This is a genomic window from Pseudomonas sp. AF32, assembly GCF_022342325.2.
Lineage (GTDB): Bacteria > Pseudomonadota > Gammaproteobacteria > Pseudomonadales > Pseudomonadaceae > Aquipseudomonas > Aquipseudomonas uvaldensis.
Genome location: NZ_RQJK02000013.1, coordinates 39,812 through 60,650 on the forward strand (window position 1 = coordinate 39,812; position 20,839 = coordinate 60,650).

Genomic DNA, 20,839 nt, shown 5'->3' on the forward strand with positions numbered 1-20,839 from the left:
ACCTCAACACCCTTCTTTTGGTAACCGTGTGCCTGGGCTTGGGCGCCACGCTCTGGTGGTCACAAACCGCCCTGGAACGCCCATATTTATTGATGGAGCGTTATCTGGGACTGTCACGGCAATTCCAGGGTGAAGTGGCGGGCAACATCGATGATTACCTCGCCAGCGGCGATGCCTTGCGCTTGAGTGCCGCCACCCAGGCCCTCGAAACGCTGCAAAAAGACTTGGATCAGTTTCCACCGGAACTGGCCCAGGCACTGCGCCCGAGCCTTTCGAGCCTCGCTGACTTCAGCAAGACCGACCTGCTGGCCGCCGGCAAGCTGGCCGGTGATCCCCAGGCGCTGTTGTTGCAGGCCGAACGCGAGCTGAGCGCCAATCTGGACAGTCTCGCCCAATACGCCAACGGCGCCCCGGCGTACCTGTCGCCTTTGTTCGCCGCATCGCAGTACCTGGGCCGGTTGTCACTCACGCGGGAAAAAATGGTCAGCAGCGGTCGCAGTGAACTGGCCGCCGATGTCGAACGGGAGCTGGCCAATATCCGCACCCAGGCCGAACTGCTCGACAACCTGCCATTGCTCGGTGTTACGGCCAGCAACGAATCCGGTAGCGACGACTTCGCCGCGCTGATGGGGCTGGAAACCCAGGAGAAGTCGGTCGCCGAAGACGCCGGCATTGCTCTCAAGCGCGAACTCAACGGCCTGCTTGGCCGATACCCGGCAGAACTGGGACGTACACGGGCGCTGGTTCAGAAACGCACCGAATTGAGTAACGCCACGCACCTGAAAACCGCCCAAGTGCAGGAGGCAATCAATGCCATGGAGCCCGCCGTGCGTGCCCAGCACGGGCAGATCCAGGGTGAGGTCCGCCTGATCCAGGGTGTGATGATCGGCTTGATACTGCTGATCGCACTGCTCATCGATACCTTGCAACGACACCTCGCCCGGACCCTGACGCACCTGGCGCCAGCGCTCTCGACCTGGGCCGAAGGCGACTTCAGCCATGATATCCATGTCGGCGCCAGCAATCGCGAGTTGCAGGACATCGAAGCGTCGCTCAATCGGCTCCGCGCTTTCCTGACGGACCTGGTGGGGACCATACACCTGAATGCCGAACAGGTCGCCGGCAGCAGCCGGGCCCTGGCCGAGTTGAGTGCAGAAATGCACAGCGGTGCGGAGCACCAGGCCAGCGACACAGCCCTGATCCGTGACTCTCTCGGTGAACTGGAGGCAACCATCCAACAAGTGGCCGGTGACGCCAGTCAGGCCGCGCAGGCTAGCCGCAGCGCCGGACACGCCGTCGAACAGGGGCAGAAAGTCATTGGCCTGAGCCTTACGGGCCTGCATGCGCTGGTGGGCGAAGTGCAAGGCAATGCGCAGATGATCGAACAACTGGCCGAGGAGTCCGCCACCATCGGCGGCGTGCTGACGGTGATTCGCTCGATTGCCGACCAGACCAACCTGCTGGCCCTCAATGCCGCCATCGAAGCCGCCCGCGCCGGTGAAATGGGCCGGGGTTTTGCGGTGGTGGCCGAGGAGGTGCGTTCGCTGGCGCAGCGCACCGCGGGGGCCACGGCCGAAATCCAGGCCTTGATCGCCCGACTGCAATTGGCCGCACGCCAATCGGTGGACGGCATGCGCGCCCAGGTCGAACATGCCGAAGCCACCGCCAATCAGGCCCAGGCGGCCGACGGTGCGCTGGATACAATCGTCGAGGCCATCCAGACCATTGCCGACACCGCGGTACGCATCGCCGATGTCACCGCCCAACAGAGTGGCGCCGTCAGCGAAATCCGCGATCACAGCGAACGAATCCACCAACTGGGCGGTGAAAATCTGCTGCGCATCGGCCAAGGCCGGGAACAAGGTGACAATCTATTGATACTGGGTGGCCGGCTGCACACGGCCGTGCAGGCTTTCCGGATCTGAATTGTGGGAGCTGAGCTTGCTCGCGATGGCGGTGGGTCAGCTGGCGTCGAGGTTGAATGGGCCGCCGTCATCGCGAGCAGGCTCGCTCCCACAGGGGGGGTTGGTGCCAGGTGACCGAACCCAGGTGGCTGGTCATAAACTTTTCGTAAACATCGCTCATCGTGCCGGCTATTGCCGAGAACTGGACAGTCATAAAGGCTTTGCGGCATAGTCGCCGGGTTCTGACACCTGCTCACGGATAACAAGGAACAGCAGATGGCGACCCTATTGGTCCTGCACGGACCCAACCTGAACCTGCTTGGCACCCGCGAACCGGGTATCTATGGATCCCTCACGCTGGCTCAGATCAACCAGGATCTGGAACAACGGGCCCGCGCGGCCGGCCATCATTTGCTCTATCTGCAAAGCAATGCCGAATACGAATTGATCGACCGCATCCATGCCGCCCGTGACGAGGGCGTGGACTTCATTCTGATCAATCCCGCAGCTTTTACACATACAAGCGTCGCATTACGTGACGCGCTGCTGGCGGTGAGCATCCCATTCATCGAAGTGCATTTGTCCAACGTGCACAAACGCGAACCTTTCCGCCATCACTCCTATTTCTCCGATGTAGCGGTAGGAGTGATCTGCGGCCTTGGCGCCAGCGGTTACCGACTGGCCCTGGAGGCCGCCCTAGAGCAGCTTGAAAGACAGGCAACAGCTTGAACAACAAGCGTTAAACGCCCCTGACCGACCCTTGGGAGTTGATGATTCATGGATATCCGTAAAGTTAAGAAACTGATCGAATTGCTGGAAGAGTCCGGCATCGACGAGCTCGAGATCAAGGAAGGCGAAGAGTCCGTACGCATCAGCCGTCACAGCAAGACTCCAGCCCAGCAGTACTACGCTCCGGCCCCCGTGCAGGCTCCGGCCGCTGCTCCGGCTCCGGCCGCGCCTGCTGCCGCCGCCGCTGCTCCTGCCGCTGCCGCCGCGCCTGCGCTCAACGGCACCGTTGCCCGTTCGCCAATGGTAGGCACGTTCTATCGCAAGTCTTCCCCGACCTCGCCGTCCTTCGTTGAAGTCGGCCAGACCGTGAAGAAAGGCGACACACTGTGCATCGTCGAAGCCATGAAGATGATGAACCACATCGAAGCTGAAACCAGCGGTGTGATCGAATCCATCCTCGTTGAAGACGGCCAGCCGGTTGAGTACGACCAACCGCTGTTCACCATCGTTTGAACCGCGGAGAGCCTTTGATGACTGCGAAGCTGGAAAAAGTCCTGATCGCGAACCGCGGTGAAATCGCCCTGCGAATCCTGCGCGCCTGCAAAGAGATGGGCATCAAGACCGTCGCCGTTTATTCCAAGGCCGACAAGGAATTGATGCACCTGGGCCTGGCAGACGAATCCGTCTGCATCGGTCCGGCGTCGGCTGCGCATTCTTACCTGCACATCCCGGCGATCATCGCCGCTGCCGAAGTGACTGGCGCCACTGCCATTCACCCGGGCTACGGTTTCCTGGCGGAAAACGCCGACTTCGCCGAACAGGTCGAGAACTCCGGTTTTGCCTTCATCGGCCCGAAAGCTGAAACCATCCGCCTGATGGGCGACAAGGTTTCGGCCAAGCACGCCATGATCGCCGCCGGCGTACCGACTGTTCCGGGTTCCGACGGCCCGCTGCCTGAAGACGAGGAAACCGCTCTGCGCATCGGTCGTGAAGTCGGTTACCCGGTGATCATCAAGGCCGCTGGCGGCGGCGGTGGTCGCGGCATGCGCGTTGTGCACAAGGAAGAAGACCTGATCTCCTCGGCGAAACTGACCCGCTCCGAAGCAGGCGCGGCGTTCGGCAACCCGATGGTCTATCTGGAAAAATTCCTGACCAACCCACGCCACGTCGAAGTGCAGGTGCTGTCCGACGGCCAGGGCAATGCCATCCATCTGGGCGACCGCGACTGCTCGCTGCAACGTCGTCACCAGAAGGTCCTCGAAGAAGCGCCGGCTCCGGGCATCGACGAGAAGGCTCGCCAGGAAGTCCTGGCACGCTGCGTCAAGGCGTGTATCGACATCGGCTACCGTGGCGCCGGTACCTTCGAGTTCCTGTACGAGAACGGTCGCTTCTACTTCATCGAAATGAACACCCGTGTTCAGGTGGAGCACCCGGTTTCGGAAATGGTCACCGGTATCGACATCGTCAAGGAGATGCTCAGCATCGCCGCCGGCAACAAGCTGTCGTTCACCCAGGATGACGTGGTCATCCGCGGTCACGCGCTGGAATGCCGGATCAACGCCGAAGACCCGAAAACCTTCATGCCAAGCCCAGGCACGGTCAAGCATTTCCATGCTCCGGGCGGCAACGGCGTTCGTGTCGACTCGCACCTGTACAGCGGTTATGCGGTTCCGCCGAACTACGACTCGTTGATTGGCAAGCTGATCACCTACGGGGCGACCCGTGACGAAGCCATGGCGCGCATGCGCAATGCGCTGGACGAGATCGTGGTGGACGGGATCAAGACCAACATCCCGCTGCACCGCGACCTGACCCGCGACAAAGGCTTCTGCGAAGGCGGCATCAACATCCATTACCTGGAACACAAGCTGGCCCACCAGGAATGATGTTCCAAGCGATGTGAAAAGACCCCGGTCCAGTGACCGGGGTCTTTTTTTGCTTGCCGGTCAGCTCAACACCACCGTCGGGAATGCGTGCGCTTGAATCTGCGACGGGGTCGCCGGCCTGCCCTGCAGGGTCTGTACAACGCCATTGGCATTGGCGACCAGCGGCTCGCTGCGCAAACGCGTCATGAACTCACGCGCGCGCACCGATACCGGGTCGGTACTTTTCTTCGCCCTCGCCAACACCGGAATGTAATAGCGCTCGACCTGGCTGCGCGAGGTCTTGAACACCGACGCCATACCGCTGCGCAAATCCAGCGACACGCCATAGTTACTCCCCAGGCAGGAAGAGTACGACCAGTGATCCCAGGTCGGCTTCAATCCCTGGCGCCTCATGATGGACCTGACCCGCCCGCCAATATCGGCCCCCGTCAACCAATCCCCGCCCGCGAGGGTCGCCTGGATCTCCCTGGCACTTCCACCCAGGCGCGATATCACGTCCTTGATACTGCGCTCGATCAGCACGCGGATGTTGTGATCGAAATGAATGACCGCGCCCACCCTGGTGGCCGGGTTGTACAACGAAGCGATTACGCAGGTCTGCGCATTCAGCGAGAACAGATAATTGTCGGCCACCGTCTCGCTGAACTTCGCCACCACGGCCTCGCCCTGCAAGGCGCCCCTTGAGACGTCCGGAAAAACATGCCCGGGAAACGCTTCCCGCAGATCCCCCACCTTTCCGAGATTGCGCACCTCATCATTGCCACCTCTCAGGCCGACTTTGTTGTGAACCCACTTTCCATCCGCCATCCTGCGCATGGGCAGCTTGTAAAAGGCGCCGGGACGACTGGCATCCACCAGGCACAGACCACCGAAGTGAACGCTTTCCTGTACTTGGTAATACCTGCCTTTATGGCGTATGAAATAGCTGCCCCGCGGTTGCGATGCACTGGGCGGGCTTCGATAGGTCCCCTGGAAGATACCCTCGGTCACCCACTGCAAATTCTCAGGTGTCTTGCCAACCGCCTGTTTCGGTTTAAAGCGGATGGGCTGGTTGACCGGCCCGGCTTCCCTGGCGACCACCGACGTCACCTCTCTCAAACGCCGGGCGGACAGCGACATCGGGCTCAAGACGGACTTCAAGCCCCCGGCGGTACGTCCCAGCAAGGTGGCGACGGCGCCCCCCCCCAACGCAGCGAACAAGACGCCCCACGAGGCCATCAGCCAATGGCCCAGCGCACGATCCGTGTCGCCTTGACCGTGGGCGTTGACGGCCTCTTTGACGCTGACGGCAATAAAGGCAACGTCCAGCAGCAACGCAAAAGGGGGATAAACCAGACACACTGGCGCGGAGGCAAACAGCAGCCCTTTGAAGACCTGCGCCCTGATCACCTCGGCGCGGCTCTTGGTAATGTCCTCCACGTCGGAGACAGCCCGCTCGATGTAGCCATCGAACTCGGCCCGGACATCCACCACTCGATTGAATTCGCGCAGTGTATCGACGCCCATCCCCGAGGCTGCCAGCGCCGCCAGCGAGCGCCTGACGGCCGTGCGGGCACCCAGCGCCGTGCGCTGCAATACGTAGTCATGCAGGCGCGCAGCGACCTTGCCGGAAAAGTCCCGGTAATGACGAAAAAGGACACCGTCCGGTGCGTCGGGCGTATACAACCAGGCGTAACCCTTCGGATCGAAGTAGGTAAAGACATAGACGCCCATGACGATGTGGCCGCCAATGGAAAATCTGATGACGCCTTCGCGTTGCACCGCGGCCCCCGAATACACCGGGCCGGATCCGAGCACCGGTTCGCTCAACAGGGTCACTTGTCGGGTGAGCCACCAGAATTCATCTGCATTGAGCTGGGATTTTCCCGTTGCGAGGCGCAGGTCGCGGTCCATTCTGGTTAACAATAAGTTGCGGCAAGCATTGCGTCGCTGGGCATATTCAGGGGTGCCGGCATCGAGGAACCGGGCGCGGATCTCCCGTACATACTGCTCGCCCACGTATGCACGCCGGATATAGGAGGCGAGTTCCGCACTGCGCACCCGACTCAGGTCCTGTCCGACCGAGGATCGCACGCCCTTGCGGGGATTATCGATCCCCGAATTGTCGTCATACCCGTGGATGACAAGATCCAGCAGGCTGGCGACCTGTGTCCTGCCATCGGCCAGACCCGGGTTGTAATCGATGAGAACCGTCGCCGGATCGACCGGATCATGCAGCCCCTTGCTCCGCATGTACGGTGCAATCGCCTGCGTGACGATGCGTTTGGCAAAGTCCGCGAAGACTTCGTAGCCGGCCAACAGCGTGTCGAACCGCTGCTGGTGGACCAGAAGCTCCTGGTCCAGGCTACTGAGGGTACGCCGCGAGTCAGCAGATAATGCGCTGTACCAGGGAGGTGATTCGTCCAGCGCCACTTGCGCGAGGTGATTGCCCAGGCCAGTTGCGACGTTATCTTGCAGGCAGGCCTTCAAGCCACTCACCCCGCCCCTGGGGTCCTTGGTCGAGTCCCAGGACGCCGGTCTGTCCACCACCTTGGCGAAGTACTCCCGCGCCTCATCACGGCCAGACGGGGAGATTCGCTGGACCAGGTATTCGCGCCCCGCCTCGGTTCGGGTCCAGGCGCCGATTTCCACGCTCACCGCCCAAAGTGAGGGCAACTCGACCCACTCCTGGCCATCCGGCTTGTCAGGGGCATACAGCAGCAGGTCACCCTGAAGGTCCTGGCGATGAAACAAGAGAAGATCGACACACTTGAGCCCATTCGGAAGGACCAGGCCGGTCACTCTCAGCGCGCTGGAGGGCCGTACCGAATCGTCGTTTTCCCACAGCGCTTGCACCGCATCATGGTGAGGCGTCTTCAGATGACCCGCGCACCGCGCAATGAAGGCGCTTTGCGCAAGCCGTGCCGCGAACCAGTCGAACAGAGCGTCTCTCAAGTCTTCACGGCCATAGCGGCTGGCCAGGGCCCGCAGGTATTCGGCCGGGACATCCACATGCGCCAACAATTGAGTGATAAATGCCGGTGAAAGAGGCTGGTTGCGCAGCATGGCGCCATTTTCCACCAGAAGCACCGATACGGTGTCCTGCCTCAACGGCCCCGCCGCCAACAGCTCGCTCAAGCTGTAGGTCTGCACTGGCTGATCGATGACGGTTCGCCATTGCAACTGCACACGGATACGGTCCGGCTCGATCTCCATATCCAATTCATTCCTGACGTAGTCCCTGGCCAAATGCCGGGCGAACGCCCGTCGCGAGGCCAGCCCCTCGAGCAGCTCATCCACCATTGCCGTCGCCTGGGCAGTGTGATCCTGAAGGGTTTCGAGTTCCTTGCGCTCGCCTTCGTCCAGCACTCGCAGCCAACCAGGCAGTTGCAAGCGAGCGAGTGCCTCAAGAATGCGGCGCTCCCCAGGTGTCGCCAGCTCGACCAAGCCGCAGCTTCGGCGCCATGAATCGTGCAGTGCGTCGAGCTTTTCCCGGAGCGCATCGACGCCCAGCTCCACCAACTGGCCAGGCTGAAAGATCACGTCGACCTGCACGATGTGGTCATCGAGCTTCTGCCGGATCATTTCCTCGAGCGAGGCATCGCTCCCGCCCGCTCGCCAATGACGTCGCAGATAATCCTTGTAGTGATGAAGGCAGCCCAAGGCGATCCCTTCCACTGCCTGGACAATGACTTCCTGACGCTCGACCGCAAATCCGCGATCGGCCCCTTCAGGCCAGCGATAGGGTGTGTTCAGCTCTTCATCGACGACCAACGGCTGCTGATCGATCATCCGTTGCAATACTGTGTCGACCAGATGGTCGATGAAGCGTGGGTCGATGTTGCCCTGGTAGAAGTGGGTACGCAGTTCGACCAGCAGTTGCTCCTGCAATACCTCCAGAAAGGTCATCTGGGTATTCAATCGCACGTCGATCTCGGCTTGCCATCGCGTCAGTCTGTGCAGGATCGCCTGTGCTGTTTGCGCCTGGGGGAAAGGTATCGGCCCCGTGCCGTTCGCCTTCCCTTGCTGCTCGGCAGTGTTGTCCATCACATTCCTCCCTGTTGTGTGGACGGTCACCTTATCCATCGGCCAACACGCCCTGGCCATACATATGTATATCGGTGCGCCAACCGCCGGCAGACGAGACGCGCTTATCCACTTTGACGGCGAGCTGGCGTACACTGCGCAGCTTTCGCAGCCCTGGGGCTGCCCCAGCAGATTTATTTCCAAAGGTGCCCGCCATGCCTTGGCTGCAAGTACGCCTGGCCATCAGCCCGGAACAAGCCGAAACCTACGAAGACGCGTTTCTGGAAACAGGTGCCGTGTCGGTAACCTTCATGGATGCCGAAGACCAGCCGATCTTCGAACCGGAACTCAATACCACCCCGCTGTGGGCCCATACCCACTTGCTGGCGCTGTTCGAAGGCGGCACCGAGGCGGCCACCGTACTGGCCCACCTCGAACTGCTGACCGGCAGCCCTCTGCCGGAACATCACAGCGAAGTGATCGAAGACCAGGATTGGGAACGCAGTTGGATGGATAACTTCCAGCCGATGCGCTTCGGCCAGCGCCTGTGGATCGTACCGAGCTGGCACGCCGCACCCGAGCCCGACGCGGTCAACCTGCTGCTGGATCCAGGCCTGGCGTTCGGTACCGGCACCCATCCGACCACCGCGTTGTGCCTGGAATGGCTCGATGGCCAGGACCTGAAAGGCTGCAACGTGCTCGATTTCGGCTGTGGCTCGGGGATCCTGGCGATTGCCGCGCTTCTGCTGGGCGCCAGGGAAGCGGTCGGCACGGACATTGACGTCCAGGCCCTGGAGGCGTCTCGCGACAACGCCGGACGCAACAACATCGCTCCTGAATTGTTCCCGCTTTATCTGCCGCAGGATTTGCCGCCCGTCCAGGCCGACGTGCTGGTGGCCAATATTCTGGCCGGACCGTTGGTATCCCTGGCGCCGCAACTGTCAAGCCTGGTCAAGCCGGGCGGACGCCTTGCGCTGTCGGGCATTCTCGCCGAACAGGGCGAAGAGGTTGCCGCTGCTTATGCCGCGGACTTCGATCTGGACCCGATAGCCAATCGTGATGGCTGGGTGCGCATCACCGGACGTCGGCGCTAGAATGGCCGCCTGTATTCACCGGATTGCCGCATGACCGACAGTTTCGTCACCCAGTGCCCGCATTGCCATACCAGTTTCCGCGTCAGCCATACTCAATTGAGCGTGGCGCGCGGGGTGGTTCGCTGCGGCTCGTGCCTGCAGGTGTTCAATGCCGCACGACAGCTGCTGGAGCAACGAGCCGCCAAGGAAGCCTCCGCCCCCATTGCTCCGCCGACCAAGCCTGCCGCCGCCGAAACGCCACCCCGTGCAATCAGCCAGAAACAGTGGACTGCCGCCGAACTGGACCTCGATGACCTGGACAAGGAACTGGCTCGCCTGGAACGGCGCGACAAACGCGCACCAGGCAATACCGGTCGGCGCCGCGAAGACAGCCTGAGCGCGCAACGCGACGCCCTCTCCGATGGGCAGGAGTCCTGGCCGGACAGTCTGTACAGCGAGTCCCCCGCCGAACGCTTCGAATCTGCCATCCAGGCACCCGTCGAGCCGTTCTCGCCCCACGAGCCGGCCCGGCCGCCGCGCACGGAACCCTCTCTGTCTCTGGCCCTTGAACCCCTTGAGCCAGACGACGAACCTGTCGCCCCGCTACGCCTTGAACCCGTGGACGAACCAGGCGAACACCTTGAGCGCCTGTCCGCCACGGATGATCTCGACGAGGAGCCGGAGCCAGCGCTGCCGTCGCGCAAGAAGCGCGAGCGCCAGGAGCCCGGGATACGTGCCGAGGTCCTGCAGGACCTGGACGACGACCCGCTGCAACTGGACTGGCGCAAACGCCGCTCACCCTGGGGGCGGCGCCTGCTATGGAGCCTGTTGATACTGTTGGCCGCAGCGGCCCTGGCCGGACAGTACATTGCCTATCACTTCGAGGAATTGGCCCGCCAGGACCAGTATCGCCCATGGTTCCTGCAAATCTGCCCGGTCATCGGCTGTGATGTGCCCTCCAAGGTCGACATCGCGAAGGTCAAAAGCAGCAACCTGGTGGTGCGCAGCCATCCGGAATTCAGCGGTGCCTTGGTCGTGGACGCGATCATCTACAATCGTGCGCCCTTCTCCCAACCGTTCCCGCTGCTGGAACTACGGTTCGCCGACCTCAACGGGCACTTGATCGCCAGCCGCCGCTTCAAGCCAGCGGAATACCTGGGCGGCGATCTCGAAGGCCGCGGCGAAATGCCGCCCCAGACCCCCATCCATATCGCGCTGGACATCCTGGACCCCGGGCCTAAAGCAGTGAACTACAGCCTGAGCTTCCACTCGCCCGAGTGACGCGGCCAGGGTCAGTCGTTTGACGACAGCTTTCTGACCGGGCCCAGCCAGACCAAACCGCTGGCAATAACAAACCAGCTGTTCAGATTTTATCCAATTCGATCTTTATCCAGTCATCGAGAGCGGGTATCATGCCAACCCTTTTTCGAAGTCTCATGATCCGGCCCCACTTCAGGGAAGTCCTATGTCGGCGGTACGCATCGGCCCATATACATTGCAGAACGGTCTGGTTCTCGCCCCCATGGCGGGCGTCACCGATCAGCCCTTTCGTCAGATGTGCAAACGATTGGGCGCCGGTCTTGTGGTTTCGGAAATGGTCACCAGCGACATGACGCTGTGGAACACCCGCAAATCGCGTCTGCGCATGATCCACACAGGCGATCCCGAGCCCCGCTCGGTCCAGATTGCCGGTGGCGATGCGCGGATGCTGGCGGAGGCGGCCCGGGCCAATGTGGCGTTGGGCGCGCAGATCATCGACATCAACATGGGCTGTCCGGCCAAAAAGGTCTGTAACAAGGCCGCCGGTTCCGCGTTGTTGAAAGATGAAACCCTGGTTACCGAGATCCTGCGAGCGGTCGTTGCCGCGGTCGATGTACCGGTGACCCTGAAGATCCGCACCGGGTGGGACCGGGACAACAGGAATGGCCTGACGGTGGCGAAGATCGCCGAACAGGAAGGGATCACGGCGCTGGCGGTCCATGGCCGCACCCGTGCAGACCTGTACACCGGCGAGGCCGAGTACGACACCATTGCCGCGATCAAGCAGGCGGTGTCGATTCCGGTCTTCGCCAATGGCGACATCGATTCACCCGAGAAGGCCCGGTACGTGTTGGACGCGACCGGTGCCGACGGCCTGTTGATCGGCCGGGCTGCCCAGGGGCGGCCATGGATTTTCCGTGAGATCGAACACTTCCTGCGCACCGGTGAAAAACTCGCTGCGCCGCAATTGTCCGAGGTGGAACGAATTCTGCTGGAGCATCTGGCCGCGCTGCATGCCTTCTATGGAGAAGTCATGGGCGTACGCATCGCTCGCAAGCATGTAGGCTGGTATCTCGCAACCCTGCCGGGCGCCAGGGAGTTTCGCGCCCGCTTCAATCGTTTGGATGGTACGCAAGCACAATGCGCCGACGTTCAGGCCTTCTTCGCTGAACGTTACAAGAGCCTGACAGGGGACGAAGGGGTGGCCGCATGACGATGATGACCGAGACATTAGTGAGTGGAATAACACCCGTGAGCGACAACGTGAATTTGAAACAGCACCTCAATACGCCCAGCGAAGAGGGCCAGACCCTTCGCGGGAGCGTCGAGAAGGCGCTGCACAATTATTTCGCCCACCTTGAGGGCGCTGCCGTCACGGATGTGTACAACCTGGTGCTTTCCGAAGTCGAGGCACCCCTGCTCGAAAGCGTGATGAATTACGTCAAGGGCAACCAGACCAAGGCCAGTGAATTGCTGGGCCTGAACCGCGGTACCCTGCGCAAGAAACTCAAGCAGTACGATCTGCTGTAAGCATTCAATCAAACCAGAAAGGCGCCCGCGTAAAAAACGGTCGCCTTTTTTGCTGACTTCCCTTGCTTTTGATGGAAATTGAAATGACCGACCAGACCACCCGCCTGCCGATCCGCCGCGCCTTGATCAGCGTCTCCGACAAGACCGGGATCCTCGAATTCGCCCGCGAGCTGCAACAGCTGGGCGTCGAGATTCTTTCCACAGGCGGGACCTTCAAGTTGCTGCAGGACAATGGCGTCGCCGCAGTGGAAGTCGCGGATTACACCGGTTTTGCGGAAATGATGGACGGTCGGGTCAAGACCCTGCATCCAAAGATCCATGGCGGGATCCTGGGCCGTCGCGGCATTGACGATGCCATCATGAACGAACACGGCATCAAACCGATCGATCTGGTAGCGGTCAACCTCTACCCGTTCGAAGCCACCATCAGCAAGCCTGGCTGCGACCTGCCGACCGCCATCGAGAATATCGATATCGGCGGCCCGACCATGGTCCGCTCGGCAGCCAAGAACCATAAAGACGTGGCCATCGTGGTCAACGCCAGCGACTACGCCAACGTCCTGGAAAACCTCAAGGCCGGTGGCCTGACCTACGCACAGCGTTTCGACCTGATGCTCAAGGCCTTCGAACACACCGCCGCCTATGACGGCATGATCGCCAACTACATGGGCACCGTGAACCAGGCCGCCGAAACCCTGAGCACGGAAGGCCGCAGCGAATTCCCGCGCACCTTCAACACCCAATTCATCAAGGCCCAGGAAATGCGCTACGGCGAGAACCCGCATCAGAGCGCGGCGTTCTACGTGGAAGCCAAACCGGCCGAGGTCGGCATTGCCACCGCCACCCAGCTGCAAGGCAAGGAGCTGTCGTTCAACAACGTGGCCGACACCGACGCGGCGCTGGAATGCGTCAAGAGCTTCGTCAAGCCAGCCTGCGTGATCGTCAAGCACGCCAACCCGTGCGGCGTAGCCGTGAGCCCGGACGCCGAGGGCGGCATCCGCCAGGCCTACGAACTGGCCTACGCCACCGACACCGAGTCGGCCTTCGGCGGCATCATCGCCTTCAACCGTGAACTGGACGCCGAGACCGCCAAGGCCATCGTCGAGCGCCAGTTCGTCGAAGTGATCATCGCCCCTTCGGTCAGCGAAGAAGCCCGCGCCATTGTCGCCGCCAAGGCCAACGTGCGTCTGTTGGCCTGCGGCCAGTGGTCGGCCGACCGTGCACCGGCCTGGGACTACAAGCGTGTCAACGGCGGCCTGCTGGTACAGAGCCGTGACATCGGCATGATCGGCAGCGAAGACCTGAAAGTCGTGACCCAGCGCGCGCCGAGCGAGCAGGAAATCCACGACCTGATCTTCGCCTGGAAAGTCGCCAAGTACGTCAAGTCCAACGCCATCGTCTACGCCAAGAACCGTCAGACCATCGGCGTCGGCGCCGGCCAGATGAGCCGCGTGAACTCGGCCCGTATCGCCGCGATCAAGGCTGAACACGCCGGCTTGCAGGTCAAGGGCGCGGTCATGGCTTCCGATGCGTTCTTCCCGTTCCGCGACGGCATCGACAATGCGGCCAAGGTGGGGATCACCGCTGTGATCCAGCCGGGTGGTTCGATGCGTGACAACGAAGTGATTGCCGCGGCTGATGAAGCCGGCATCGCCATGGTGTTTACTGGCATGCGTCATTTCCGTCACTGATACACCGATCCACTGTGGGTGCTGGGTTTGTGTGGGAGCTGGGCTTGCCCGCGATGCAGGCAACTCGGTCTATCAGGCAAACCGAGGTGATGCTATCGCGGGCAAGCCCAGCTCCCACACAGGCTCGCTCCCACAGAAAAGCACCTCAGCAGTGCTCCACAGAATCAGCGTCATCCGAGGTTTTTGAAATGAATGTTTTGATCATTGGCAGCGGCGGCCGTGAACATGCCCTGGCCTGGAAAGTGGCCCAGGATCCGCGCGTGCAGAAGGTTTTCGTGGCGCCGGGCAATGCCGGTACGGCCATCGAAGCCAAGTGCGAGAACGTCGCCATCGATGTGCTGGCCCTGGAACAACTGGCCGATTTCGCTGAAAAGAACGTATCGCTGACCATCGTCGGTCCCGAAGTGCCGCTGGTCGCCGGGGTTGTCGATCTGTTCCGCGCCCGCGGCCTGGACTGCTTCGGCCCGACAGCCGGCGCCGCGCAGTTGGAAGGCTCGAAGGCTTTTACCAAGGATTTCCTGGCGCGCCACAAGATCCCGACCGCCGACTACCAGAACTTCACTGAAATCGAGCCTGCCCTGGCCTACCTGCAGGAAAAGGGCGCTCCGATCGTGATCAAGGCCGACGGCCTGGCCGCTGGCAAAGGCGTGATCGTCGCGATGACCCTGGCCGAGGCCGAAGAAGCCGTGCGCGACATGCTCGCCGGCAATGCCTTTGGTGACGCCGGTTCCCGCGTGGTGATCGAGGAATTCCTCGACGGAGAAGAAGCCAGTTTCATCGTCATGGTGGATGGCAAGAACGTCCTGCCAATGGCCACCAGCCAGGACCACAAGCGCGTCGGCGACGGCGACAGCGGCCCGAACACCGGCGGCATGGGCGCCTACTCCCCGGCGCCGGTGGTCACCGCCGAGGTGCACCAGCGAGTGATGGACCAGGTGATCTGGCCGACCGTGCGTGGCATGGCCGAAGAAGGCAACGTCTATACTGGTTTTCTCTATGCGGGCTTGATGATCGACAAGGCTGGTAACCCAAAAGTCATCGAATTCAACTGCCGTTTCGGCGATCCTGAGACCCAGCCGGTGATGCTGCGCCTGCAATCGAGCCTGGTGCTGCTGGTCGAAGCAGCCCTGGCCCAGGCGCTGGACAAGGTCGAGGCCCAGTGGGATCCACGTCCAAGCGTCGGCGTCGTGTTGGCCGCTGGTGGTTATCCAGGCGATTATGCCAAGGGCAGCGCGATCAGTGGTCTGGAGGCTGTTGCCCAGCTGGAAGGCAAGGTTTTCCACGCGGGTACTGCGTTGAAGGACGGCCAGATCGTCACCGCCGGCGGTCGCGTACTGTGCGCCACCGCCATGGGCGCCAGCGTCGGCGCCGCTCAGCAGCTGGCGTACAGGCTGGCTGCCGGAATCGATTGGGAAGGCTGTTTCTACCGCAAGGACATAGGCTATCGTGCCATTGCCCGCGAGCGTGGCGAAGATCTGCAATAACCCGGCCTTTCAGCCAGGCAGGGGCGTGTGGCCCTTGCCTGTCTGCCGGGGCGCCGCGCATAGTTATAATCTGGCCTCAACCTTTGAAGGGATTTCGCCGTGCGCTGGCTCAGGATTGCCATAGGCTTTACCGTCACCCTGCTGACACTGCTCTGCATGCTCCCGGCCCAGGCCGCGCCAGGCAGTGGCTGGGCGGCATTGCTCGACGAACAGGGCGACCTGAAGCTGAGCGACATCCGCTCCGCCCGCTACACCAATCAATTCAGCCCCGTCGATCTGGACCGCCTCAGGGCGGCCGAACCGGGGGGCGCGCTATGGGTGCGTTTCCGGCTGGCACCCGACAATCATGAACAGATCCTGCGCATCTTCGCCCCGGACCTGTCGCGCCTCAACCTCTATGTGCTGGACGGCGACGTACTGCTCGACCAACAGATCGGCGGCAATGCCCAGCCCCGCACCGAATCGTCCGTGCCCAGCAGCGATTTCATGCTGGCCCTGCCCCGTAGCGACAAGCCGCTGGACGTCTACCTGAGGCTGGCGTCCCGACACGAACTTCGCCCGTACATCACCCTGCAACCCGCAATCATGGCCGCCGCCGATCAGAACCAGACCCTGATCTACGGGCTGTTGTTCGGCTGTATCGCCATGCTGATCCTGCACAACCTCACCCGCTACGCCTACACCCGCTCGCGCAGTTGCCTGTGGCTGGCAGCGTGCGAGGGGCTGCTGATGTTGAGCCTGGTACTGCTGCTGAACCTGGCCGGGGGCTGGCTGCCGGACTGGCCAGCGGTGCAGACACCGGGGGCTTACCTGGCCCTGCTGTTGACCGCGCCCTGCGGCCTGATGTTCGCCTACCGTTTTTTCGCCCCCCTGGGGCCGCACCCGCTGAACCGGCTGCTGCTGGGGGACATCGTGTTCATCATGCTGTGCTGCCTGTTGCTGCTGTTCGTCAACACGCTGCCGCTCAACATCATGACCTATGCGCTGGTGGCCCTGGCCGGCCTGAGCATGCTGTTCGTCAGCGCCTGGCACTGGCAGAAGGGCTATCGCCCAGCCCGGCTGTTCGTCGCGGCCATGGTGGTTTTCAACCTGGGCACGCTGATTATCCTGCCGGCCTTGCAAGGCCTCACGGAAGTTGCGCCCCAAGGCCTGATCGTCACGTTGATGGTCTTCATCTGCGTCAGCGGCCTGTTGATGAGCGTAGCCTTGGGCGAACGCCAGCGTTCGATCAACGAGAGCCGCTTCAGCATCAGCCGTGACCTGGCGGCGAGCAATGCCGAGATCAATGCCAAGGCGGAATTCCTGGCCAAGATCAGTCATGAGATCCGTACCCCGATGAACGGCGTCCTGGGCATGACCGAACTGCTGTTGGGCACGCCCTTGTCGGTCAAGCAGCGCGACTACGTGCAGACCATTCACAGCGCCGGCAACGAGCTGCTGACCCTCATCAACGAGATCCTCGATATCTCTCGGCTGGAATCCGGCCAGATCGAACTGGACGACGTACAGTTCGACCTCAACGCCTTGATCGAGGATTGCCTGAGCATCTTCCGCGCCAAGGCCGAACAGCAGAACGTGGAACTGATCAGCTTCATCCAGCCCCAGGTGCCACGGGTCATCAGCGGCGATCCGACGCGGCTGCGCCAGGCGTTGCTGAGCCTGCTGGAAAATGCCCTGAAGAAAACCGACGAAGGCGAAGTCCTGATCGTCGTGGCCCTCGACGAGCGCAGCAACCAGCCACGCCTGCGCATCGCTGTGCAGGACAACGGGTCGCCCATGGACGCCGAGGAACGCGATACGCTGATGCACGCTGAGTTACACAGCAAGAACTTCCTCTCGGCCACGCGCCTGGGTGGCAACCTGGGCCTGGTCATCGCCCGTCAGCTGATCATGCTGATGCACGGCGAATTCGGCATCAAAAGCGGCCAACAGGGCAGCACCTTATGGCTGACCCTGCCGCTGGATCCGGATCGCCTCGAGCATCCGACTTCTGACCTCGATAGCCCGTTGCAAGGGGCACGAGTGCTGGTCGTCGACGACAACGAAACCTGCCGCAAAGTGTTGGTGCAGCAGTGCAGCGCCTGGGGCCTGAACGTCAGTGCGGTGCCTTCGGGCAAGGAAGCGCTGGCGCTGCTGCGCACCAAGGCGCACTTGCGCGATTATTTCGACGTGGTCCTGCTGGACCAGAACATGCCCGGCATGACCGGCATGCAGTTGGCGGCCAAGATCAAGGAAGACCCGAGCCTGAACCACGACATCCTGTTGATCATGCTCACCGGCATCAGTAACGCACCGAGCAAGATCGTGGCGCGCAACAGCGGGATCAAACGCATTCTCGCCAAACCGGTCGCCGGCTATACCCTCAAGACCACCCTGGCCGACGAGCTTAACCAGCGCAACAGGGGGCATGCCCCCAGCCAGCCATCGAATGCGGGCCCTACCGCACCGGTGAAAGTCCCCAGCGACTTCCGCATCCTGGTGGCCGAGGACAACAGCATTTCCACCAAGGTCATCCGTGGCATGCTCGGCAAGCTCAACCTGCAACCCGACACCGCCAGCAACGGCGAAGAAGCCCTCAAGGCCATGAAGGAACATCGCTACGACCTGGTTCTGATGGACTGCGAGATGCCGATCCTCGACGGCTTCTCCGCAACCCAGCAACTGCGCGCCTGGGAAATGGGCAACCAGCGGACCCGCACCCCCGTGGTCGCCTTGACCGCGCATATCCTGGCCGAGCACAAGGAGCGGGCACGCCAGGCGGGAATGGATGGTCATATGGCCAAGCCGGTGGAACTGTCGCAGTTGCGGGAGTTGATCGAACATTGGGTCGCCCAGCGCGAGCAGCAGAACCGCACCGCGCAAACGTCCTGAGCCGACAGACGTCACATCGCCTGATAGACTCCCGTCGTCCTCCTCCGCCTTGAGCCTCGACCATGCTCCATGTGCTGTTCAGCGTTTATCTGAAGATGCTGGTGCTCTATAGCCCGTTCTTCGTGTTGTCTTGTTTTATCGGCCTGACCCGCGGTTATTCACGCAAGGAACAACGGCGCCTGGCCTGGAAGGTCGCGATCGCGACGCTGGTCTCCAGCGTCTTGCTGTATTTGTTCGGACGGATGATTTTCAGCGTGTTCGGTATCACCGTGGATGCGTTCCGCATCGGTGCCGGCAGCGTGCTGTTCATTTCGGCGCTGGGCATGGCCCAAGGCAAGTCAGCCGTACAGACCGATAATGTTCAGCAGGACGTGACTATCGTCCCGCTGACCATTCCCCTGACTGTCGGCCCTGGCACCATCGGCGCCTTGCTGGTGATGGGCGTGAGCCAGCCGCACTGGGACGACAAACTCACCGCCATCGTCAGCATCGCCCTGGCCAGCTTCACTGTCGGCGTCGTGCTCTACCTGTCCAGCCGCATCGAGCGGATCCTGGGTGACCAGGGCTTGCAGATCGTCAGTCGCCTGATGGGACTGTTTGTCTGCGCGCTGGCGGCGCAGATCATCTTTACAGGGGTGAAAGGTTATCTGGTGCCGTAGCACGGAGCTGTCTTCAAGAGCTCTCTTCAGGAGCTCTCTTCAGGCCTGACGGCGGCGGTGGAATCGTTTTTTCAGGACTTCCCTGCGGTGTTCCCCCAGGTACTCTTCGATGTCCTGGCGGAAGTCTTCATAACGCGCCGGATTGAAGGTCACGTAGGATTTGCCACGGAAAATTTCCCGTGCCGAAGATTGCCAGTTCACAAACAGAACGCCGCCGTTGTTCGATGATCCGGTCTGCCTGATCGAAGCGGATGACGCAATCAGGATGCCGTTGGCCAGTTGTTCGCAGGGAATCACCGACAGACGTGCGCCCTCGGGCGTCTTGACCTGGCTGTTGAACAAATTGAGGGTGGGCTGATCCTGCTTCAGACCATCGATCGTGGTATTCACCACGGCGCCCAGCACGGCTGCCGCCGGAACGCTGGCCTTCACCCCATCGATGATTCCTTTGACGATATCGCTGATCACGAAGTCCATGTTCACACGCTGGGAACTCTCGGAGTAACGGGTATAGCCGTCATCGGCCACGAAACAGCCCAGGTCATGGAGGCAACGGATAAACGAGTCGTACCATGCCAGGGTGTTCTTGCCGCCAGGCACCTCGAAGTTGGCCTCCATGATTGCCATGGTCATGAGGTTTTCCATAATCGCCATGTTGGTGAGCGACATGTTGTTGCCATAGCCCAACAAGGCATCCCCCAACATCAGTGCATCCAGGTCCCTGGTCGGGCTGTCAGTCAGTTCGGCGGATCGACGCACGCGCCGACTGGCAGTGACCAGCGCCTTGCGCCTGTTGAGACGGGCGCCGATCAATTCAATACTCTGGGCGACACTGATTTCACTTTCAAACGGTTCCATATAACTTCCTTTGTTATGTAACGACCGCTCCTGCGGACGAACAACAATCTAATTTATTATCCGGACAAACCGCAACAAAACCCCATTTCAATATATGTAATTCGTACTTTACTTAACGACAAAACATCCGGCTTTAATTTAATCACTTATCCACACACACATCTTCCGCTCATCGTTGTATTTATGCATAACAACACGACGGAGACTTTCCCTTGAACAACGTATCACTCACCGGGCTGATCACCGGGCCCAACCTGTTTTCCTATATTGGTACCCTTTCCCTGCAAGATCATAACGACATCGCTGACTGTCATAACATCGCAACGCTGTCGGCTGACCTGGGTCATAACCGCTACACCGACTCCAGTGGCTGGTTCGAAGAATACGTGCGCACCTTGAATTTCCTCGGCTGGTCGCTGTACGGCGACTCCATCCTTACTCGCACACAACACATCGAGTCGGGCTCCGTTGCAGACTTTCTGGTCCAGAGCGCCGAGGCCATGAGAGACTCACGGCAAGCCAATGCGATGATCGACACCCTCGACACATTGAAAACCAACTCACCCGCCATGCTGTCCTTCGACCAGGAAACCAGGGAAGGCGAAAGTTTTCAGATTATTCCGGCCCGCTACGACGCCCAGAACAACCTGAACATTGCCGTCTATAAATTCGAGTTGAGTGTCGATATAAAGAAACATCACTTTCTGTTCTGGAACTGGGAAAGACGTTCGGCAACCATCGTCCAGCAGCGGGCCTTTCTGCGACTGGACCGGAATGAACTGGACCGCAAAAGAGCACTGATAAAAAAGAAACTGAACGAGCAGCTCATGAGGCGATTCAACCTGAGGAGAATCGCCTCATGAACCCAGCGAATGAATCAGCCGCTCGG

15 protein-coding genes are annotated in these 20,839 nt (G+C 61.1%); 13 read left to right on the forward strand and 2 right to left on the reverse strand.

Going from position 1 to position 20,839, the window contains the following annotated elements; translation table 11 throughout:
* The first annotated feature begins 1,157 nt into the window (after window positions 1-1,157).
* From EGM97_RS13900 to accC, 4 genes are all read left to right on the forward strand, one after another.
* The gene (locus EGM97_RS13900; RefSeq protein WP_477788815.1) at window positions 1,158-1,925 is read left to right on the forward strand and encodes a methyl-accepting chemotaxis protein; all 768 of its coding nucleotides are present in this window, start codon (window positions 1,158-1,160) and stop codon (window positions 1,923-1,925) included.
* 255 nt (window positions 1,926-2,180) lie between these two features.
* A complete protein-coding gene (aroQ, locus tag EGM97_RS13905) occupies window positions 2,181-2,633 on the forward strand; it encodes a type II 3-dehydroquinate dehydratase (protein WP_238965393.1) in 453 nt (150 codons plus the stop codon).
* A 48-nt stretch (window positions 2,634-2,681) separates the two neighbouring features.
* Window positions 2,682-3,146, forward strand: a complete 465-nt coding sequence (accB, locus tag EGM97_RS13910) for an acetyl-CoA carboxylase biotin carboxyl carrier protein (RefSeq protein ID WP_072397825.1) — start codon at window positions 2,682-2,684, stop codon at window positions 3,144-3,146.
* A 17-nt stretch (window positions 3,147-3,163) separates the two neighbouring features.
* Window positions 3,164-4,519, forward strand: a complete 1,356-nt coding sequence (gene accC, locus EGM97_RS13915; RefSeq protein ID WP_053155482.1) for an acetyl-CoA carboxylase biotin carboxylase subunit — start codon at window positions 3,164-3,166, stop codon at window positions 4,517-4,519.
* A gap of 60 nt (window positions 4,520-4,579) precedes the next feature.
* Here accC and EGM97_RS13920 read toward each other — a convergent pair whose 3' ends face one another.
* A complete protein-coding gene (locus EGM97_RS13920) occupies window positions 4,580-8,545 on the reverse strand; it encodes a dermonecrotic toxin domain-containing protein (RefSeq protein WP_238965392.1) in 3,966 nt (1,321 codons plus the stop codon).
* A 194-nt stretch (window positions 8,546-8,739) separates the two neighbouring features.
* Here EGM97_RS13920 and prmA point away from each other — a divergent pair, with 194 nt between their 5' ends.
* The 8 genes from prmA (at window position 8,740) to EGM97_RS13960 (ending at window position 19,092) form a co-directional block, all read left to right on the forward strand.
* The gene (gene prmA, locus EGM97_RS13925) at window positions 8,740-9,618 is read left to right on the forward strand and encodes a 50S ribosomal protein L11 methyltransferase (RefSeq protein WP_238965391.1); all 879 of its coding nucleotides are present in this window, start codon (window positions 8,740-8,742) and stop codon (window positions 9,616-9,618) included.
* A 30-nt stretch (window positions 9,619-9,648) separates the two neighbouring features.
* Entirely contained in the window at window positions 9,649-10,878 is a 1,230-nt protein-coding gene (locus EGM97_RS13930) for a DUF3426 domain-containing protein (protein WP_238965390.1), read from the forward strand.
* 184 nt (window positions 10,879-11,062) lie between these two features.
* Window positions 11,063-12,070 carry a tRNA dihydrouridine synthase DusB gene (gene dusB / locus EGM97_RS13935; RefSeq protein WP_053155491.1) on the forward strand — a complete coding sequence of 336 codons (1,008 nt, stop codon included), beginning with the start codon at window positions 11,063-11,065 and terminating at the stop codon, window positions 12,068-12,070.
* Complete coding sequence (gene fis / locus EGM97_RS13940) at window positions 12,067-12,387, forward strand: DNA-binding transcriptional regulator Fis (protein ID WP_025211617.1); 321 nt, start codon at window positions 12,067-12,069, stop codon at window positions 12,385-12,387. Before dusB ends, fis begins: the two co-directional genes overlap by 4 nt.
* A gap of 83 nt (window positions 12,388-12,470) precedes the next feature.
* A complete protein-coding gene (gene purH / locus EGM97_RS13945; RefSeq protein WP_238965389.1) occupies window positions 12,471-14,078 on the forward strand; it encodes a bifunctional phosphoribosylaminoimidazolecarboxamide formyltransferase/IMP cyclohydrolase in 1,608 nt (535 codons plus the stop codon).
* A 188-nt stretch (window positions 14,079-14,266) separates the two neighbouring features.
* On the forward strand, window positions 14,267-15,562 hold the full coding sequence (purD, locus tag EGM97_RS13950; RefSeq protein WP_238965388.1) for a phosphoribosylamine--glycine ligase: 1,296 nt from the start codon (window positions 14,267-14,269) through the stop codon (window positions 15,560-15,562).
* 99 nt (window positions 15,563-15,661) lie between these two features.
* Window positions 15,662-18,433, forward strand: coding sequence for a hybrid sensor histidine kinase/response regulator (locus EGM97_RS13955; RefSeq protein WP_238965387.1), 2,772 nt, complete (start codon window positions 15,662-15,664; stop codon window positions 18,431-18,433).
* A gap of 62 nt (window positions 18,434-18,495) precedes the next feature.
* Window positions 18,496-19,092, forward strand: a complete 597-nt coding sequence (locus EGM97_RS13960) for a MarC family protein (protein ID WP_238965386.1) — start codon at window positions 18,496-18,498, stop codon at window positions 19,090-19,092.
* Between the two features lie 39 nt (window positions 19,093-19,131).
* Here EGM97_RS13960 and EGM97_RS13965 read toward each other — a convergent pair whose 3' ends face one another.
* Window positions 19,132-19,950: a hypothetical protein gene (locus tag EGM97_RS13965; protein ID WP_238965385.1), complete on the reverse strand. Its 819-nt coding sequence runs from the start codon at window positions 19,948-19,950 to the stop codon at window positions 19,132-19,134.
* A 212-nt stretch (window positions 19,951-20,162) separates the two neighbouring features.
* On the opposite strand from EGM97_RS13965, the gene EGM97_RS13970 reads away from it, so the two are divergent.
* Complete coding sequence (locus tag EGM97_RS13970; protein ID WP_238965384.1) at window positions 20,163-20,813, forward strand: hypothetical protein; 651 nt, start codon at window positions 20,163-20,165, stop codon at window positions 20,811-20,813.
* The last annotated feature ends 26 nt before the right edge of the window (window positions 20,814-20,839 follow it).

What these genes read in the sequence shown, in the direction of transcription:
- EGM97_RS13900 (WP_477788815.1), top strand. Translation starts at nt 1,158, where the DNA reads ATGCACAGCGGTGCGGAGCACCAGGCCAGCGACACAGCCCTGATCCGT.
- aroQ (WP_238965393.1), top strand. Translation starts at nt 2,181, where the DNA reads ATGGCGACCCTATTGGTCCTGCACGGACCCAACCTGAACCTGCTTGGC.
- accB (WP_072397825.1), top strand. Translation starts at nt 2,682, where the DNA reads ATGGATATCCGTAAAGTTAAGAAACTGATCGAATTGCTGGAAGAGTCC.
- accC (WP_053155482.1), top strand. Translation starts at nt 3,164, where the DNA reads ATGACTGCGAAGCTGGAAAAAGTCCTGATCGCGAACCGCGGTGAAATC.
- EGM97_RS13920 (WP_238965392.1), bottom strand. Translation starts at nt 8,545, where the DNA reads ATGGACAACACTGCCGAGCAGCAAGGGAAGGCGAACGGCACGGGGCCG.
- prmA (WP_238965391.1), top strand. Translation starts at nt 8,740, where the DNA reads ATGCCTTGGCTGCAAGTACGCCTGGCCATCAGCCCGGAACAAGCCGAA.
- EGM97_RS13930 (WP_238965390.1), top strand. Translation starts at nt 9,649, where the DNA reads ATGACCGACAGTTTCGTCACCCAGTGCCCGCATTGCCATACCAGTTTC.
- dusB (WP_053155491.1), top strand. Translation starts at nt 11,063, where the DNA reads ATGTCGGCGGTACGCATCGGCCCATATACATTGCAGAACGGTCTGGTT.
- fis (WP_025211617.1), top strand. Translation starts at nt 12,067, where the DNA reads ATGACGATGATGACCGAGACATTAGTGAGTGGAATAACACCCGTGAGC.
- purH (WP_238965389.1), top strand. Translation starts at nt 12,471, where the DNA reads ATGACCGACCAGACCACCCGCCTGCCGATCCGCCGCGCCTTGATCAGC.
- purD (WP_238965388.1), top strand. Translation starts at nt 14,267, where the DNA reads ATGAATGTTTTGATCATTGGCAGCGGCGGCCGTGAACATGCCCTGGCC.
- EGM97_RS13960 (WP_238965386.1), top strand. Translation starts at nt 18,496, where the DNA reads ATGCTCCATGTGCTGTTCAGCGTTTATCTGAAGATGCTGGTGCTCTAT.
- EGM97_RS13965 (WP_238965385.1), bottom strand. Translation starts at nt 19,950, where the DNA reads ATGGAACCGTTTGAAAGTGAAATCAGTGTCGCCCAGAGTATTGAATTG.